Source organism: Nitratireductor sp. GZWM139, from assembly GCF_030068685.1.
GTDB classification, from domain to species: domain Bacteria; phylum Pseudomonadota; class Alphaproteobacteria; order Rhizobiales; family Rhizobiaceae; genus Nitratireductor; species Nitratireductor aquimarinus.
In genome coordinates, this window is the sequence record NZ_JAMQML010000016.1 from 23,754 (window position 1) to 39,562 (window position 15,809).

Sequence of the window (15,809 nt, forward strand, 5' to 3'; positions counted from 1 at the left end):
TCAATCAGCCGTCCTGCGCCGCGAAGAAACCGCTTCGATCCTGCGAGGCCCGCACATGACCATTGCACCGACCCACAAACCCACCTTCGCCGACATTCCGCTGTCGGAGCGGCTGGCGAAAGCCACACCGCTTCTTCTGGTGCCCCTTCTGGTTCTGGTCGGGCTTGCCGCCATCGGCAATCCGTCGAGCTGGCTGACGCTCACCGTATCGGGCCTCGCCATGGGCATGATGATCTTCATCATCGCTTCGGGCCTGACGCTCGTGTTCGGCCTGATGGATGTCATCAATTTCGGCCATGGCGCGTTCATCTCGGTCGGCGCTTTCGTCGGCATTTCCGTGCTTCTGGCGCTTGGCGGCTGGGCCGGCGCGCCTTCGCTCCTGCTCAACCTTCTGGTCGTGCTTCTGGCCGTGATCGCCGCCATGATCGTGACCGGCGGTCTCGGCTGGGCCTTCGAAAAAGTCATCGTGCGCCCCGTCTATGGCGCGCATCTCAAGCAGATCCTCGTCACCGTCGGCGGGCTGATCGTGATCGAACAGCTCATCGCCGTTGTCTGGGGACCGGAAGAAATCTTCTTCTCCCGTCCCGAAACGCTGAAGGGCGCTTTCACCTTCTGGGGCGCCGCGCTCGAGAAATACCGCATCCTGGCCGTGGCCGTGGGGCTTGGCCTCTTCGTCGCCATGCGGCTCGTGTTCCGCCGCACCAAGATCGGCCTGATCGTGCGCGCCGGCGTCGAGAATGGCGAGATGGTCGAGGCGCTGGGTTATCGCCTGAGCCGCGTCTTCATCGGCGTTTTCATCGCCGGTTCGGCGCTTGCCGGTCTCGGCGGCGTGATGTGGGGCCTCTACCAGGAAGTCATCACCGCCAGCATGGGCGAAGAACTGATGATCCTCGTCTTCATCGTGGTGATCATCGGCGGGCTGGGCTCGGTGGAAGGAGCCTTCATCGGTGCGCTTCTGGTGGGTCTCCTGCAGAACTATGTCGCCTTTCTCGAGCCCAAGCTGGCGCTGGTGTCGAACATCGCGCTGATGACCGCAATCCTCATGTGGCGGCCGCAAGGCATGCTGCCCGTCGTGAAGGCCAAATAAGATGCTCGTCAAGCTTCTCTCCGGTGACAAACCCCGCTCGCTGGCGCTGACCCTGATCCTTCTGGCGATCCTCGTCGCGCTGGCGCTTGCCCCGTTCCTGTTTCCCGGCGTGCGGTCTCTGGAAACGGCGGCGCGCATCTGCATCTTCATCGTGCTGGTGGCGAGCTACGACCTGCTTCTGGGCTATACCGGCATTGTGAGCTTTGCTCATACGATGTTCTTCGGGCTTGGCGCTTACGGCGTGGCGCTCGCCTCCATCCATATGGGGCGCGGCTATGACGCGCTCCTGACCGGCACCGTTCTCGGAGCCCTGGCGGCCGCCCTTCTGGCGCTTGTGATCGCCATGTTCTCGCTGCGGGTTCGGGCGATCTTCTTCGCCATGATCACGCTCGCCGTTGCCTCGGCTGTGGCGGTTCTGGTGTCGCAGATGTCCGGTGTGACCGGCGGCGAAGACGGCCTGAACTACATGATCCCGCGCGAGCTGACGCCGGCCTTCCGGCTGGGCGAACTGTTCGGCGTGCGCATCAATGGCAAGGTGCTCAACTACTATCTCGTCTTCTTCGCGTCTCTGGGGCTCTTCCTCCTGATGCTGCGGGTCGTCAACTCGCCCTTCGGGCGCGTGCTCAAGGCAATTCGCGAGAATGATTTCCGCGCCGAATCCATCGGCTACAATGTGGTCTGGTACCGCACCATCGCCACATGCCTTTCCGCCGCGACGGCAGCCGTGGCCGGCAGCCTGTTTGCGATCTGGCTGCGCTATGTCGGCCCCGACACGACGCTCTCCTTCGAGATCATGCTCGACATTCTCCTGATGGTGGTGATCGGCGGTATGGGCACCATGTATGGTGCGGTCATCGGGGCGACCATCTTCGTGCTGGCGCAGAACTATCTGCAGACGCTGATGGGCGCGGCCTCTGAGGCAACGGGCGGCGTGCCGCTTCTGCCGCAGCTGCTGGACCCCGACCGCTGGCTTCTGTGGCTCGGCATCCTCTTCATTCTCAGCGTCTACTTCTTCCCCACCGGCATTGTCGGCAGGCTGCGGGCCGGACGCTGAACGTGACGCGCTCCATCCTGTTCCTGCATGGCTGGACGATGCGCGGAGCCGTGTTCGACCGGCTGATCGCCCGCATCGGCCCGGGCTTCGACTGCCACGCACCCGACATGCCCGGCCATGCCGGAGCCGCCCACCTGCCGCCGACGCTTGATGCCTGCGCGGAGATGATCGGCGAGGCGCTCAACGCCCTGCCGGACAGGAAACCGCTGGTGGTGGGCTGGTCGATGGGGGCAGCCGCCGCCTGGCGCTATCTCGCGCGCCATGGCAGCGCCGGGATCGGCGGGCTGGTCACCGTCGACATGAGCACACACATCGTGCCGGCTGCGGACTGGCCGCACGGCCTGAAAGGGCAGACGGCTGAGAGCGTGGCGCAGTCGACCCGGCGCTTCCGCACCGACTGGGATGGCGCAACGCACGGCATCGCCGCCACCATGTTTGCCACACCCGAAGGCGCACCCGGCTTTTCGCGTGAAGACGCGCGCAGCGTGATCCTCAGTCAGGATCCGGAGAAGATGCGCACCATGTGGGATGATCTCGTGGCCATGGATGCGCGCGCACTGGCACCCGATTTGAACCTGCCATGGCTCGTCTGCTCAGGCGCAAAAAGCCGGGTCTACCCGGCCTCGGCCTCCGACTGGATTGCGCAGACGGCCCCGAACGCGAAGCGCCATGTCTTCGCAGCCTCGGGCCACTCGCCGCATCTGGAAGAAGAAGAGGCCTTCGCGCAGGCGATTATCGATTTCGCTGCAGGCCTCAACGCCTGAACCGTCAGGCCCCGACATCCTTTGCCTTGACCAGCGAACGGCCCTCGCAGATCACCGTGCCATCAGGTGCGGTGCAGCGCGCCCATAGATCGACCAGATGCTTTTCCGGCCGAAGACGGGTGATCTCGACTGTCGCCGTCAGTTCGGTGTCGAGCGGCGCCGGTGCCTTGAAAGCCAGTTCCTGCTTGAGATAGTTGGTGCCCGAGCCCGGAAGCTTTACGCCCAGAAGATAGGAAAACAGCGCCGCGATCAGCGGTTCTGGCACCTGGCTTTCCGGGGCCGCGCCGGAAAGCGCTGCATAGGCCAAAAGATCGGCAGCGGAATAGGTGCGGCGCACGGTGGCGCTCTGTCCGGTCTCCATCATGCGATCCTTGCCTCCCCGACAAGCAGTTCTGCGGCGTCTGCAACCCGCACCGCCTTCATTTCAAGCGTTCCCGGCGCGGTTTCACGAACCGTCAGCGCAACCGCCTCACCGGCAAAGGCGGGGTTGGGAAACATCATTGTCTGGCTGACCTGGCGCGCGCCGGGCTCAGCCTTCTGCAACAGGCCCCAGAGCTTGGAATAGATCAGCATGCCGTGGCTGACGGTGCGGCCAAAGCTCGTGCGGGCCGAGAATTCGGGGTCCACATGGATCGCGTTGTCGTCACCCGACACCGCAGCAAAGGCGTCGAACTCCTCCTGGCTGGGCAACCAGCGGGCGGACAGGTCAAGCATCGGTCAAAAACTCTCTGAGATCGGGTTTGCGCACCTTGCCGGCGGCAGTGCGTGGAAAATCCTCCAGCACGCAGAAGCGCACCGGCACCTTGTAACCGGCGAGCCTTTCGCGGCACCATGGCCGCAGCGTCTCGACATCAAGCTCGGCGTCGGGGCGCAGAACCAAAAAGGCGACGCCCACCTCACCCCATTTCTCGTCCGCGCAGCCCACAACGGCCACCTCCAGCACGGCGGGATGCGCGTTGAGCGCACGCTCGACCTCTGCGGGATACACGTTCTCGCCGCCAGAGACGAACATGTCCTTGATCCGGTCAACGATGAAGTAATAGCCATCCGCATCGCGCCGCCCCACATCGCCGGTGTGCAGCCAGCCATCGGGCGTGAAAGTCTTTTCCGTCGCTTCCGGGTTCTCGAAATAGCCGGGCGTGATGTTGGGGCCGCGCAACTGGATCTCCCCGGAACCGGGCGCGCCATCGGGGACGCCTGCAAGGCGCACATCCGTCATCATCTGCGCCCGCCCGACCGAACCGATCTTCTCGGCAGCGCGGGCGGCATCCATCAGGAACACGGTGGGCCCGGTTTCCGTCATGCCGAAACCATTCAACACATAAGCCCCGCGTTCGGCGAAGAAACGGATCAGCGGTTCCGGCAGCGGCGCGCCGCCGCAACCGCAGCGAATGGCGGTCCAGTCGACGTCTTCGATGCCCGGCATGAGCGACAACGCCTGATAGATGGCCGGCACGCCGAATACCTGTGTCAGCTCGCCCGCGCGCAGCATGGCGAGCAGCCTTTCGGCATCGAATTTCGGCAGGACCGTCGAGCTTGCGCCGTTCAGGAAGACCGGCAGCGTGTAGAGATTGATCCCGGCCGTGTGGAACAGCGGCAGGAAGTTCACCGAACGATCCTCTGCCGTAAGGCCGATGGCCTGCCCGATATTGATCGCATTCGCCCAGGCCATGCGCGCAGTCTGGATCACCGCCTTGGGCCGTCCGGTCGTGCCCGATGTGAACAGGAGATACCAGGGGCGCGTCGCGGGCACCGCCGCGCGCAGCGCCGGACCACCCTGCGCGATCCAGCCATGAAGCGCATCGTCGAAACCGAACAGCGCCGCGCCGATCTTCGCGGCCACATCCGCCGCCAGACCGGCATGCATCGCATCATGCAGGATGGCCTTTGCATTCACCGGCTCCAGCGTTTCAACCAGTTCGGGTGCCGGCTGCCGCCAGTTCAGCGGACACAGGATGATGCCTGTCTTCTGGCAGGCGAACAGCGTGAGGAAGAACTCCACCCGGTTCAGACAGAGGATCGCCAGCCGGTCGCCCTCGCCCAATCTGGCCCGGCGCAGCCCCTCGGCAATGCCATCGGCTGCGGCATTCACATCGAAAAAGGTCCACGCGCGGCCTGTTTCGGCATCGCGAAAGGCCAGTGCATCGGGTGAAATCTCGGCCCGTTTGCAGGCCATGTCGGGAACGGTCTCGAACATCTCAAGCCTCCTTGCCAAGAAATGCCGCCATCTTCGCCCGTGTCGCCTCAAGCGGGATCAGGGTGCGAAAGGCTTCGGTCTCTGCTGCAAGCCGCGCCTCCACCTGCGCCCGTCTTGCGGCATCCCAGATGAGCGCCTTGCCGGCGAGCGCCATATCGATGTCGAGCGCGGCCAGCCGGGCGAGCGCAGCATTTTCCGGATCAGGGTCGACGGCGCAGGCGAGCCCGCGCGCCATGAGTTCCTCCGCTCCAAACCGCCGGTCGTTCAGGAGCCAGTCCTGTGCGGCACCCGCGCCGATCCGCTCCGGCAGCGTGGCCGTCCAACCGCCATCAGGCGCAAAGCCCATTACCCCGTAATAGGGCTGCACGAATGCATCAGGAGCCAGAACGGCCAAGTCGGAAGCAAACAGGAAACCGGCGGATCCGCCGGTAATCGCACCCCGGCCAGCCAGAGCGACAATGGCCTTCTGGCCGATCATCCGCAGCACGCAGCGCTGTAAAAGCGGCACGACCCGCTCGGCATAGGCTACCGCCTGCCCGTCGCAGGCCGCTTCCAGAAACCGGCCGACATCGCCGCCAGTGGAAAAATTGCGTCCGCCGCAGATCAGTGCACGGCGGAGGCCGGTATCCTCGAAATCTTCCTGAGCGGCCTCAATTGCGGCCAGAAAATCCGGCTCCAGCGCATTGGCGCGGGGCGCGGCCAGGGTGATCACGAAACAGTCGCACCCGCCGGGCGCGCTGCGAATTTCAGTTCGGACGAACGAGGGTTCGTGCGAACTCATGGGGCAAGCCCGTGACAGATCATCTTATGCGCCTCCTCAACCACCCGCTCAATGTCGGGTGTCTCCTCCCACAGCACGTAACGGTCTCCGAGCGCCTTGGAGATGCCCATCAGCGCATAGGCCCGCACCTCCGGATCGCCCGCAGAAATCTCGCCGCGCTTCTGCGCCTCGCGCAGGCCAAGCGTGTAGGCCTGCCCGAAATGCCAGAAATAGTCCCGATAGGCCTCCGGATCGACGAACCGCGCCTCCTCAACGATCCGGTAGAGCTGCGGCCTTTCGGCGACGAAGCGTAAAAAGGCTTCGAGCCCGGCCCGCTCCGCGCTCAGACGGTCGGGCGCATCGCTGATCGCCTCACCTACGATCGCGCGCGTGATCCGCCCCATCTCCAGCACCAGCTCGCGGAAAACCTGTTCCTTGCTGGTGAAATACACGTAGAATGTGCCGAGCGCCGTATCCGCCAGCCGTGTGATCTCGGCAATGGACGCGGCGGAAAAGCCCTGGTCGCCCATGACCGTCTCGGCTGCTGCAAGGATCTTGGCGCGCCTTATCTGGCCGCGTTTCGTCTTCGGTTCTGCCATGACATACATGAATAATGATTCATGTTTCAGTTTCAAGCAAAATCCGCACTTGATCCGGCTGCGATTTTCCTCCGTTTGCAGATTTTGAGCCCCAAAAAGCGGAAACCCATACGAAAAACCCGCGCGAAACAGGTCGCGCGGGCTCGTTTCTCTGGAATGCCGATAGAGGGCGTCAGATGACGCCAAGCGCGTCCATGGCTTCTGCAACACGCACGAAACCGGCGATGTTAGCGCCCAGAACATAGTCGCCGGGCGAGCCGTATTCATCGGCGGTTTCGGCACAGGTGTCATGGATATGCGCCATGATCTCGGCCAGGCGCTCTTCCGTGCGCTCGAAGGTCCAGCTGGCACGCGATGCGTTCTGCTGCATTTCCAGCGCCGAGGTGGCGACGCCGCCTGCATTGGCCGCCTTGCCCGGGGCGAACAGGATGCCGGCTTCCTGGAACACGCGCACGGCCTCGGGCGTCGACGGCATGTTTGCGCCTTCGCCAACGGCGATGAGGCCGTTCTTCACCAGCGTCTGCGCGTCCTTGCCGGTCAGCTCGTTCTGCGTGGCCGAAGGCATGGCGACATCGCAGGGCACATCCCAGATGGAGCCCTTCTCGACAAAGTGCGCACCGGCGCCCTTGAGCTTCACATATTCCGAGATACGGCCGCGACGCTTCTGCTTGATCTCCTTGACCAGATCGAGGTCGATGCCGTTTTCATCGACGATGTAGCCGCCTGAATCCGAGCAGGATACGATGACGCCGCCGAACTCGATGATTTTTTCCATCGCGTAGGTGGCCACATTGCCCGAACCGGAAACGCTGACGCGCTTGCCTTCGAAATCCATCTTGCGGGTGCGCAGCATGCGGTCGACGAAATAGGCCGCGCCGTAACCGGTCGCTTCCTTGCGCGCCTGCGAGCCGCCATAGGAAAGCGCCTTGCCGGTCAGAACCCCTGCCTCATAGCGGTTGGTGAGACGCTTGTACTGGCCGAACAGATAGCCGATCTCGCGACCGCCGACACCGATGTCGCCGGCCGGCACGTCGGTGTACTCGCCGATATGACGGTGCAGCTCGGTCATGAAGGACTGGCAGAAGCGCATCACTTCCGCATCCGAACGACCGCGCGGATTGAAGTCCGAACCGCCCTTGCCGCCGCCGATCGGAAGACCGGTCAGTGCGTTCTTGAAGATCTGCTCGAAGCCAAGAAACTTGACGATGCCGAGATTGACGGTGGGATGAAAGCGGATACCGCCCTTGTAGGGGCCGAGTGCGGAGTTGAACTGAACCCGGAAGCCGCGGGAGATCTGCACGTTGCCGGCATCATCGACCCATGGAACGCGGAAAATGATCTGGCGCTCCGGTTCGCAGATGCGCTCGATCAGCGCGTTGTCGGCATATTCCGGGTGTTTCGCGATCACCCGGCCAATGCTCTGGAGAACTTCCACCACTGCCTGGTGAAATTCCGTTTCTCCTGCGCTACGGCGTAATACGTCTGCAAGAATAGGCTCAAGTTTTTCGTCAACCGTACTCAAAAATTCATCCCTTTTCATTTCCCCCCGACGCAAAAACCGCGTCGCCGTTTTACTCAAAGCATTGACGATGAAAGACCCCGCACACGCTGGCGCGGCATCATCCCTCATCGAGAAAGAGAATTCAGTAGACCTGCCCCGGAAAAGCAGTATCGAAGCGAACTCGACTGGAGAAATATTCGCTTATCCGCCATCCGACAAGGCGAATTTGAATTTCAACCCATGCGTGTTGGATTTCCACACTCTGAGCATTTGGAAGTGGATGAACATGTTTTGAGCGCCGCAGAACGCCGCGACGCCCGGGATTGCAGCCTTCCGGCCGCGCGAACGCAGACTAGCCCCTTGCACCCTGAGGAAGGGCAGCGCCAAGCTCTTCCGCCAGATCCGCCAGAAAACGGCGCAGCACATCGGCGCGCCGGTCCGCGAGCTGACGCCCCATGGAGGTCTGCATCGTCTCGGGAAGGCGCAGCAGCTTCACCTCGAAATGATCCACCGAGTAGCGCTTGTCATCGAGCGGGCGATTGACGGCAAAGGGGTCTTCTCCGTCGAACAGGCTGGAGCCGAGCTGGCCGGAAATGGCGAAGGTGCGCGCAAGGCCGATGGCCCCCAGCGCCTCAAGACGGTCTGCATCCTGCAGCGCCTTCGCTTCCAGCGTTTCCGGCGCAATGCCCGCCGAGAAACTGTGCGCCACGATGGCGTGACATGCAGCCTCGCGTTCGGCCTCGTCAAAACCCAGGGATTTGAGAATGGGCCGTGCGGCCTCGGCCGACAGGGCGGAGGCCCGCGCGCGATCCGGGTGATTCTTCGGTAGGTTGATCCAGTCATGGAGATAGGCTGCGGCGATGATCACGCGCTGATTGCCGCCGCCTTCCCCCGCAGCAATCTCAAGAGCGGAACGCATCACGCGGCGTGCATGGTTGATGTCGTGGCTGTTGTCGCTGCTGTCGTCATGCGCCTCGAAGGCGGCTTCGAGGTCAGCGATCAGTTTGCTATGCGGCATGAAACTCGTTCTCTTTTCAGGCATTCAGAATATGTTCGGCGGCGTCCGCCAGACTGTCGAAAACGGGCGCGCCCGTTGCAAGCAGCGCATCCCGCCCCTGCATGCCGGTCGTCACCAGCGCGGTCCTGACGCCGAGCGGCGCAGCCGCCGCGAAGTCGTCAACCGTGTCGCCGATCAGCCAGCACGCTCGCGGGTTCACATCAAGCGTCTCGCAATGACGTTCGAGGCTCTCCCGCTTGGTCGGGTGTCCGGTTCCCGTAAAGCCCTCCACGAGCGTGAAATGGCTCCCGAGGCCGTGATGCTCGATCAGTTGTTCGATCTGGCCATGCGGCGCCATGGACAGAAGCGACTGGTTGGCGCGTTCTGCCAGTGTGGAGAGCGCGTCCAGCGCATCGATGGCGAGCGGAAGTCCGTGCATCGCCGGATCGTAATTGCGCTCATAGGCCTCGCCAAGATGGCGAAGCTCGTCTGGACGTGCAATCCGCCCCAGAAGCGCACTGAAATACTCCGACAACGGACGCCGGTAATGTTCCCGCACCATTTCGGGCGTCACGCCCGGCCGCCCAAGCTCTGCAAGGGCATCGGCGGTGATTTGCGCCGTGATGGCAAAATCGTCCAGCAGAGTGCCGTTCCAGTCCCAGATCACGTGGTTGTTTTTCATACTGCACCCGCCACGCGTTTTCCTGTCTCATCGAAATAGTGAAGCGCCCCGGCCGGAATGTGGAGTTCGAGCCGATCGTCCGGCCGCACCACTTCTTTCAGCCGGGCGCGCAGTGCAAGCCCGCCGCATTCCATATGAACGAGGCGTTCCGAGCCCATCAGTTCCGAACGCCTGACGGTGACCGGCAATGTGGCCTTCTCGCCGTCCACCGGTCCCAGTTGCACGTCTTCGGCGCGGAAGCCGAGGCGGAACATTGGCGAGAGCGGGGCCTTCGGCAGCCCGTCCAGCCGCACCGCGCCCGATGTGACGAAAACCCTGTCTTCGGAACGTGTCACATCGACAAGGTTCATGGAGCCAAGAAAATCGGCGACGAAGGTGTTTGCCGGGCTCGTGAAAATGTCTTCCGGCGCGCCCTGCTGCTCAATGCGGCCATCGCGCATGACGATCAGATGGTCGGCAAGCGCAAGCGCTTCCGTCTGGTCGTGGGTCACATAGACGGTGGTGGAGCCGATCTGGCGCTGCAACGCGCCCAGTTCCGCCCGCATCTCGATCCGCAGCTTGGTGTCCAGATTGGACAGCGGCTCATCCATCAGCAGAACCGCCGGGCCGCGCACCATGGCGCGCGCAATGCCCACGCGCTGCCGCTGGCCGCCGGAAAGCTGCGCCGGGTAGCGGTCAAGATATGGCTCCATGCGCGTCAATGCGGCTGCGGCCCTGACCCGCGTGCGAATGCTCTGCGCATCAAGCCGCGCCATGCGCAGCGGAAAAGCGATGTTCTCGAACACCGTCTTGGTCGGGTAGAGCGCATAGTTCTGGAACACCATGGCCACGCCGCGATGCTGGGAATCCACCTGCGTGACATCCTGCTTACCGAACAGAATGCTGCCCGATGTGGGCGTTTCAAGCCCGCTCAGGCAACGCAGCAGCGTTGTCTTCCCGCAGCCCGAAGGGCCGACGATGATCGTGATGCCGCCTGCCGGGCAGTCGATATCGAGACTGGAGAAAACCGGACGCTCCGCGCCCGGCCAGTGCTTTGTGAGATTGCGAACCGCGACGGGCATGGGGTTCTCCCCCATGCCTGCGGGCCTGCTTTCCGGGCCGATCCGTTGCGTGCGATCATTGGGCTTCGTTCAGCTCGTTCATGATGTCGGCAAGGCGGCTCATGCCCTCCTGCGGTTCGACAGCGCCGGTCAGGATCTGGTGCTGGATATCGCCGAAATTGCTCTGGAACTCATTGTTGGCGCGGCCCGGCAGCGTGTACCAGGGGCGGTTTTCCTGGCCGTTCAGAGCCATGAGCGCGGGGTTTTCCGCATAGAAGTCGCCGAGCAGTTCCGGCGTCTGCGCCGCAGTGACATTGATCGGCGAAGAGGCCGTCGCCTTCACCGTGGCGGCAACGCTCTCGGGCGCAACGAGTGAGAGGAGCGCCTTGCAGGTGGCTTTCTGGCGCTCCGGGTCCGTCGCGAGCATCACGAAACCATTGCCGGAAGCCGCCGTCAGCGCCTCCTCGCCGTCACGGGCCGGCATCGGTGCAACCGCCAGATCGAACGCGATGTTGCTGGAGACGTTGTTATAGGCGGAGGACGAGCTCAGAAGCATCGCCACTTCGCCCGATTGGAACATGCGCGAAGCCTCACCCCAGAAGGTCGAGGGCGCCAGCGCGGGCATCTGCTGTTTCTCGACGAGGCCCCGCATGAACGCCATCAGCTCGACCGAAGCCTTGCTGGCAACGCCGGACCGGCCCTCGCCATCGACCATCCCGCCGCCCGACGAGAGAAGCTGACTTTCGTAGACATAGGTGTTCGGCATGTACATCAGAACGCCAAAACGGTTGCCTGAACCATCGCTCAGCCTGGCGGCAGCGGCCTCAAGCTCGCTCCAGTTGCGCGGCGGGTTCTGCGGGTCGAGGCCTGCGGCCACAAATGCATCCGCGTTCACGAACAGCGCAGGCAGGGTGACATACCAGGGCATGGCATAGAGCTTGCCGTCGACACGGAAATTGTCGACCAGTCCCTTGTCGAGCTGCGCCGCCAGTTCGGGAGCCGAGGCAAGACATTCGTCCAGCGGCTGCGCGCGGCCAGAATCCACATAGGCCCGCAGCACGGCGCCGGTCACGCGAACCGCATCCGGAGCGGAGCCGGCAACGATGTCGGCCAGAACCTTCTGCGTGGTGTCGAGATCTGACTGGTTGTCGAGTTCCAGATTGACCGAAACGTCCTTCTGGCCGGCGTTGAAGGCCTCGAAGACCTGTTTCAGAACTGCGCCGTTCTGTTTTTCCTGACCGGAGACCAGCCGCAGCTCGGTCTGGGCGAGTGCAGGCGTCGCGCTGATCATGGCGAGAAGTGCGGTGGTGGTGAGAAGGCGTTTCATGAATTGGCTCCAGATGTGATGTGAGATGATGTCAGTCGACCTGCCCGGAGGTCATCGCGATGCCGGCGATGAGCTGCCGCTGGGCGATGAGGAAACCGACGAGAAGAGGCAGGACGGTCAGGGTTGCAGCCGCCATTTGCGGCCCGTAATCCGCACCAAGCTCCTGATCGAGAAACTTGACGATGCCGAAGGGAACCGTGGCGGCGAAATCGTTGCGCAGCACGAAGGACGGCCAGAAATAGTCGTTCCAGTGCGACACGAAACTGAGGATGCCGAAAGTGACGATGGCCGGCCGCGCCATCGGGAAGACGATGTGCACCAGCGTGCGCAGCGAGGACGCGCCATCGAGCCGCGCCGACTCGAAAACCGATTGCGGGATCGACAGGAAAAACTGCCGCAGCAGAAAAACGCTGAAGGCCGAACCGATGAACGGCAGGATGAGCGCGCCATGCGTGTTGATCATGCCGAAGCGCGACAAAAGCACGTAAATCGGAATGGCCGTGGCGTGATAGGGAACCATCATCGCGGCCAGCACCAGCCACAACCCGACTTCGCGCCCGGAAAAGCGCAGCCGCGACAGCGCATAGGCTGCGGGAACGCAGACGATCACCTGCCCGATGAAGATGGCGGTCACCACGAAAATGCCGTTCAGATAATAGCGAAGCAGCGGCACTTCCGCGAAAACGCGGCGATAGTTCTCGAGGCTGAAATCACTGAGCGCCAGAATGTTCCCGGCAAAGACCTGATCCGGCGCGGTGAACGAGGTGCGCAGCATCAGCCAGAAAGGCAGCAGCATGAAAACCGCGCCTGCAGCGAGCGCCAGATGGGTGCCGCCTGCAACCAGGCGGGCGCGGGTCGTGTCGATTGATTGGGTCATCGCGTTCCAGCCTTCTCGAGCCGTGCGGTCATGATGCGCTGGAGCGCGGTTGCGGCGATGGCGAGCGCCAGAAGAACGAGCGTGACCACCGATCCCCCGCCGATGTCGAAGAAGTAGATGCCCCGTTCCCACATGAGGTGAGCGAGCGTCTGGCTGCTGCGCGAAGGGCCGCCGCCGGTCATCGTCGAAACCGTGTCGAACACCCGCAGCGCATTGACTGAAGTGATGATGCCGACAAACACCGTGGTCGGGCCGATGGCAGCCAGGTGACGTGCCAGAAGCGGTGCCATGCACCCGCGCCATCCACCCGCGCGGCGTCGATCTGGTGGCGCGGCACGGCGGCAAGCGCCGCGAGATAAAGAACGACGACAAAGCCGACCTGCTGCCAGTTGCCGACAATGGCGACCGCCGGCAGGGAAAGCACGGGCGAGTTCAGCCAGTCGACCAGGCCGGTCATCTGACCAAGCGTCTGGTCGACGATGCCGCGACGCCCGACGAACATCCAGCGCCACACGATCGACATGGCAACCAGCGTGGCCGCGACCGGAAGGAAGTAGACCGCCTGCCAGAATGCGCGCCCGCGCCGCAGACTGTTGATCGCGAGCGCGATCAAAAGGCCGAGGATCATCGATGGCGGCACGGTCAGGAGAATGTAGGTGAAGGTGACGCGCAGGCTGTTGAGCACCTCGCCGCGCGCGGCAGCCCGGGTGAAATTCTCGAACCCGACGAAGCGAATGGTACCGGCCAGAATGTCCACGTCGAAGAAGGCGAGCAGCAGCGTCAGAAGACACGGCAGGATCGCAAAGACGAACAGGAGCAACATCAGCGGGCCGACCAGCAGATAGGGCGCAATGCGCTGCCCGATGCCTGTGGGCGCTGCCGGAATGGGTGTCAGAAGCGCTGCGGGAGAAACGGTCACAGGCGATACTCACGCGTTTCAAAGGCGAGATGGATTGCACCGCTGAAATGCTGCGCTGCCGCGGCGCGCGCGCTCGGCCCGTCTTCAGGCGCTGCGAGATGGCAGAGCACCAGTTCGTGGGCCTTTGCGAGAGCGGCCAGCCTGCCCGCCTCGACAGGGCTCATATGCGCGCCGCCGGCAAGCGGGCCGGACATATGCGCATCCACCAGAAAAAGATCGGCGGAAGCGGCGAAACCCACCAGGGTCGGGTCAAAACGCGCATCTGCCGAGTAGACGATGCGCGCGCCGTCCTTCTCGATCCGCATCGCGGCCGTCGGCGCATTGTGATCCACCGCATGCGTTTCGATGAGGTTCGCGCCAAGCCTGAGCGTGTCTCCGATGGCATACTCACGAACATCGAAAACCGTCAGAAGCCAGTCGTGCCGCTCCTGAACCGAGGCGGCAAGCGCCCGCTTTCCGGGTTCGTCCACATCGCTCGGGAACTGCCAGTTGCGGTGACCGAACAGGTCGGAGAACCGCTGAAGAAACTGCAAACCGCCCTGCGGAATGCAAAGCGGCAGCGGAGCGGTGCGCCCATCCACGAGCCATTCGGCCAGAAGCGCATAGGCAAGCGGCACGAGATCCAGAACGTGATCGGGATGCAGATGGCTGATGACCACCCCATCCAGCCCGCAATGCCTGCCATCGGCAAGCAGAGCGGTTGCGATGCCGGGACCACAATCGAGAAGGATGTTTTCCTGATCGGCCGTAACCAGATAACCCGAACAGGGAAGCCCCCGCACGGGATACCCACCCGACGAACCCAGAACTTTTAGAGCAAGTGACACAAAAACCGCCTGAACCGAAACGCGATGGCGGCGACGGTTAAGTCGGCTGCATTTCACCTGCATGACAGTTCAATTCGAATGTCATCCGACTGATAGATAAAACCTATAGGCGGGGTGCCGTGATCAAACGCGAAAGTGTCAGGGCATGTCCGGCAATCCCATCGAACCGTCCATTCTGCGCCGCATGCGCAATGTGAGCCTGCGCCAGCTCATCTATTTCGACGAACTGGCCCGCCTGAGCGGCTTCAACCGCGCGGCAAAGTCGCTCGCCATCAGCCAGCCCACGCTGAGCCAGCAGATTTCGCAGCTTGAAACGACACTGGGCGTGCGTCTCGTCGAACGCGGAAACCGGCTGCTGAGGCTGACGCCGGAAGGGCAGTTTCTGCTCGGACAGGCGCAGCGGGTGCTCGACATTTTCGGCGAGGCCATCGAAACACTCGAAGGGCGGCGCAATGCGCGGGAGCTCAAGATAGGCATTCCCAATTACATGTCCTATCCGGCAACCACCCAATTGCTGCAGCGGTTTCGCAAAAGCCATCCGGCAAGCGATTTCTTCCTCACCGAACTTTCCGCCGAAGAGCTGAGCCAGAAGCTGAACGAAGGCGAGCTGGACGCTGCCTTCCTGACCATTCCGACGCCGCCGCGCCTGTCGGAGGATCTGGCGCATCTGGAGATCATTCTCGCGCCGCGAAACTATCACCGCGCGCATTACGATTATCAGATGGCCGGCCTTCATGCGCTGGGCTTCACGCCGCGCATCGTCCACACCCAGGTCAGCACCGCGCAGTCCCAGATGGCGCTTGCAACGGCGGGTGTCGGCGTCTGCCTGATCTCGCCGGACACGCTCTCCATGAGCCCCGAACTGGTTCTGAAGCCCACCGAGCCGGCGCTGCCAGACCACGAGCTCGCGCTTTTCTGGTCGCCGGCGAACCAGAACCCGCTGCTCAGGGAGTTCTGCAATTGCGCCCGGCGTTTCGGCTAGGCACCTCCCCCGATTTACCCCGCCCGGCACAGGCGAAATTGCTTCAATCGATACAACAGTACCAAAATGAAAATATCAGGTTGCGCCACTGATGTATCAGTTGTACGGTTTCATTTCCGGCATGACGTTCTCCCTGCCCACGGCCCGGAAAGGCTTCGGACAGGGGCGGAAATGTCAGGCGCCGGCCAGTTTTCCT

Annotated in this window: 18 protein-coding genes; 4 read left to right on the plus strand and 14 right to left on the minus strand. The window is 63.0% G+C overall.

What is annotated here, in order from left to right:
• Positions 1-55 precede the first annotated feature (55 nt).
• The 3 genes from NDI72_RS17745 to NDI72_RS17755 are packed head-to-tail and all read left to right on the plus strand — an operon-like array spanning position 56 to position 2,905.
• Positions 56-1,087: a branched-chain amino acid ABC transporter permease gene (locus tag NDI72_RS17745; protein ID WP_283801206.1), complete on the plus strand. Its 1,032-nt coding sequence runs from the start codon at positions 56-58 to the stop codon at positions 1,085-1,087.
• Between the two features lies 1 nt (position 1,088).
• Positions 1,089-2,141 carry a branched-chain amino acid ABC transporter permease gene (locus NDI72_RS17750; protein WP_206544958.1) on the plus strand — a complete coding sequence of 351 codons (1,053 nt, stop codon included), beginning with the start codon at positions 1,089-1,091 and terminating at the stop codon, positions 2,139-2,141.
• Between the two features lie 2 nt (positions 2,142-2,143).
• On the plus strand, positions 2,144-2,905 hold the full coding sequence (locus tag NDI72_RS17755) for an alpha/beta fold hydrolase (RefSeq protein ID WP_283801208.1): 762 nt from the start codon (positions 2,144-2,146) through the stop codon (positions 2,903-2,905).
• A gap of 4 nt (positions 2,906-2,909) precedes the next feature.
• Here NDI72_RS17755 and NDI72_RS17760 read toward each other — a convergent pair whose 3' ends face one another.
• The 14 genes from NDI72_RS17760 to NDI72_RS17825 form a co-directional block, all read right to left on the minus strand.
• A complete protein-coding gene (locus NDI72_RS17760; RefSeq protein WP_283801209.1) occupies positions 2,910-3,269 on the minus strand; it encodes a hotdog family protein in 360 nt (119 codons plus the stop codon).
• Positions 3,266-3,619, minus strand: coding sequence for a MaoC/PaaZ C-terminal domain-containing protein (locus NDI72_RS17765; RefSeq protein ID WP_283801211.1), 354 nt, complete (start codon positions 3,617-3,619; stop codon positions 3,266-3,268). Before NDI72_RS17765 ends, NDI72_RS17760 begins: the two co-directional genes overlap by 4 nt.
• Positions 3,612-5,102 (minus strand): class I adenylate-forming enzyme family protein, encoded by a 1,491-nt coding sequence (locus NDI72_RS17770; protein ID WP_283801212.1) that lies wholly within the window; start codon positions 5,100-5,102, stop codon positions 3,612-3,614. Before NDI72_RS17770 ends, NDI72_RS17765 begins: the two co-directional genes overlap by 8 nt.
• A 1-nt stretch (position 5,103) precedes the next feature.
• The gene (locus NDI72_RS17775; protein ID WP_113156780.1) at positions 5,104-5,883 is read right to left on the minus strand and encodes an enoyl-CoA hydratase/isomerase family protein; all 780 of its coding nucleotides are present in this window, start codon (positions 5,881-5,883) and stop codon (positions 5,104-5,106) included.
• Positions 5,880-6,470 carry a TetR/AcrR family transcriptional regulator gene (locus NDI72_RS17780; protein ID WP_113156779.1) on the minus strand — a complete coding sequence of 197 codons (591 nt, stop codon included), beginning with the start codon at positions 6,468-6,470 and terminating at the stop codon, positions 5,880-5,882. The genes NDI72_RS17775 and NDI72_RS17780 overlap by 4 nt, the downstream gene beginning before the upstream one ends.
• 163 nt (positions 6,471-6,633) lie before the next feature.
• Complete coding sequence (gdhA, locus tag NDI72_RS17785) at positions 6,634-8,001, minus strand: NADP-specific glutamate dehydrogenase (protein WP_206544963.1); 1,368 nt, start codon at positions 7,999-8,001, stop codon at positions 6,634-6,636.
• Positions 8,002-8,314: 313 nt separating this feature from the next.
• Positions 8,315-8,980: an HD domain-containing protein gene (locus NDI72_RS17790; protein WP_283801214.1), complete on the minus strand. Its 666-nt coding sequence runs from the start codon at positions 8,978-8,980 to the stop codon at positions 8,315-8,317.
• Between the two features lie 16 nt (positions 8,981-8,996).
• Entirely contained in the window at positions 8,997-9,641 is a 645-nt protein-coding gene (locus tag NDI72_RS17795) for an HAD family hydrolase (RefSeq protein WP_283801215.1), read from the minus strand.
• Positions 9,638-10,702 carry an ABC transporter ATP-binding protein gene (locus NDI72_RS17800; protein ID WP_283801217.1) on the minus strand — a complete coding sequence of 355 codons (1,065 nt, stop codon included), beginning with the start codon at positions 10,700-10,702 and terminating at the stop codon, positions 9,638-9,640. The genes NDI72_RS17795 and NDI72_RS17800 overlap by 4 nt, the downstream gene beginning before the upstream one ends.
• A 55-nt stretch (positions 10,703-10,757) precedes the next feature.
• Complete coding sequence (locus tag NDI72_RS17805; RefSeq protein WP_283801218.1) at positions 10,758-12,008, minus strand: extracellular solute-binding protein; 1,251 nt, start codon at positions 12,006-12,008, stop codon at positions 10,758-10,760.
• A gap of 31 nt (positions 12,009-12,039) precedes the next feature.
• Positions 12,040-12,885, minus strand: coding sequence for a carbohydrate ABC transporter permease (locus tag NDI72_RS17810; protein ID WP_206544968.1), 846 nt, complete (start codon positions 12,883-12,885; stop codon positions 12,040-12,042).
• Positions 12,882-13,088, minus strand: a complete 207-nt coding sequence (locus NDI72_RS17815) for a hypothetical protein (protein ID WP_283801219.1) — start codon at positions 13,086-13,088, stop codon at positions 12,882-12,884. The genes NDI72_RS17810 and NDI72_RS17815 overlap by 4 nt, the downstream gene beginning before the upstream one ends.
• Positions 13,064-13,804, minus strand: coding sequence for a carbohydrate ABC transporter permease (locus NDI72_RS17820; RefSeq protein ID WP_283801221.1), 741 nt, complete (start codon positions 13,802-13,804; stop codon positions 13,064-13,066). The genes NDI72_RS17815 and NDI72_RS17820 overlap by 25 nt, the downstream gene beginning before the upstream one ends.
• A complete protein-coding gene (locus NDI72_RS17825; RefSeq protein ID WP_283801222.1) occupies positions 13,801-14,631 on the minus strand; it encodes an MBL fold metallo-hydrolase in 831 nt (276 codons plus the stop codon). Before NDI72_RS17825 ends, NDI72_RS17820 begins: the two co-directional genes overlap by 4 nt.
• Positions 14,632-14,776: 145 nt before the next feature.
• Here NDI72_RS17825 and NDI72_RS17830 point away from each other — a divergent pair, with 145 nt between their 5' ends.
• Complete coding sequence (locus NDI72_RS17830; protein WP_283801223.1) at positions 14,777-15,613, plus strand: LysR family transcriptional regulator; 837 nt, start codon at positions 14,777-14,779, stop codon at positions 15,611-15,613.
• Positions 15,614-15,809: the final 196 nt, after the last annotated feature.

Coding starts and splice junctions, on each gene's coding strand:
- NDI72_RS17765 (WP_283801211.1), bottom strand. CDS start 3,619: ATGCTTGACCTGTCCGCCCGCTGGTTGCCCAGCCAGGAGGAGTTCGAC.
- NDI72_RS17795 (WP_283801215.1), bottom strand. CDS start 9,641: ATGAAAAACAACCACGTGATCTGGGACTGGAACGGCACTCTGCTGGAC.
- NDI72_RS17780 (WP_113156779.1), bottom strand. CDS start 6,470: ATGTATGTCATGGCAGAACCGAAGACGAAACGCGGCCAGATAAGGCGC.
- NDI72_RS17830 (WP_283801223.1), top strand. CDS start 14,777: ATGTCCGGCAATCCCATCGAACCGTCCATTCTGCGCCGCATGCGCAAT.
- NDI72_RS17790 (WP_283801214.1), bottom strand. CDS start 8,980: ATGCCGCATAGCAAACTGATCGCTGACCTCGAAGCCGCCTTCGAGGCG.
- NDI72_RS17745 (WP_283801206.1), top strand. CDS start 56: ATGACCATTGCACCGACCCACAAACCCACCTTCGCCGACATTCCGCTG.
- NDI72_RS17770 (WP_283801212.1), bottom strand. CDS start 5,102: ATGTTCGAGACCGTTCCCGACATGGCCTGCAAACGGGCCGAGATTTCA.
- NDI72_RS17760 (WP_283801209.1), bottom strand. CDS start 3,269: ATGATGGAGACCGGACAGAGCGCCACCGTGCGCCGCACCTATTCCGCT.
- NDI72_RS17750 (WP_206544958.1), top strand. CDS start 1,089: ATGCTCGTCAAGCTTCTCTCCGGTGACAAACCCCGCTCGCTGGCGCTG.
- NDI72_RS17810 (WP_206544968.1), bottom strand. CDS start 12,885: ATGACCCAATCAATCGACACGACCCGCGCCCGCCTGGTTGCAGGCGGC.
- gdhA (WP_206544963.1), bottom strand. CDS start 8,001: ATGAAAAGGGATGAATTTTTGAGTACGGTTGACGAAAAACTTGAGCCT.
- NDI72_RS17805 (WP_283801218.1), bottom strand. CDS start 12,008: ATGAAACGCCTTCTCACCACCACCGCACTTCTCGCCATGATCAGCGCG.
- NDI72_RS17800 (WP_283801217.1), bottom strand. CDS start 10,702: ATGCCCGTCGCGGTTCGCAATCTCACAAAGCACTGGCCGGGCGCGGAG.
- NDI72_RS17775 (WP_113156780.1), bottom strand. CDS start 5,883: ATGAGTTCGCACGAACCCTCGTTCGTCCGAACTGAAATTCGCAGCGCG.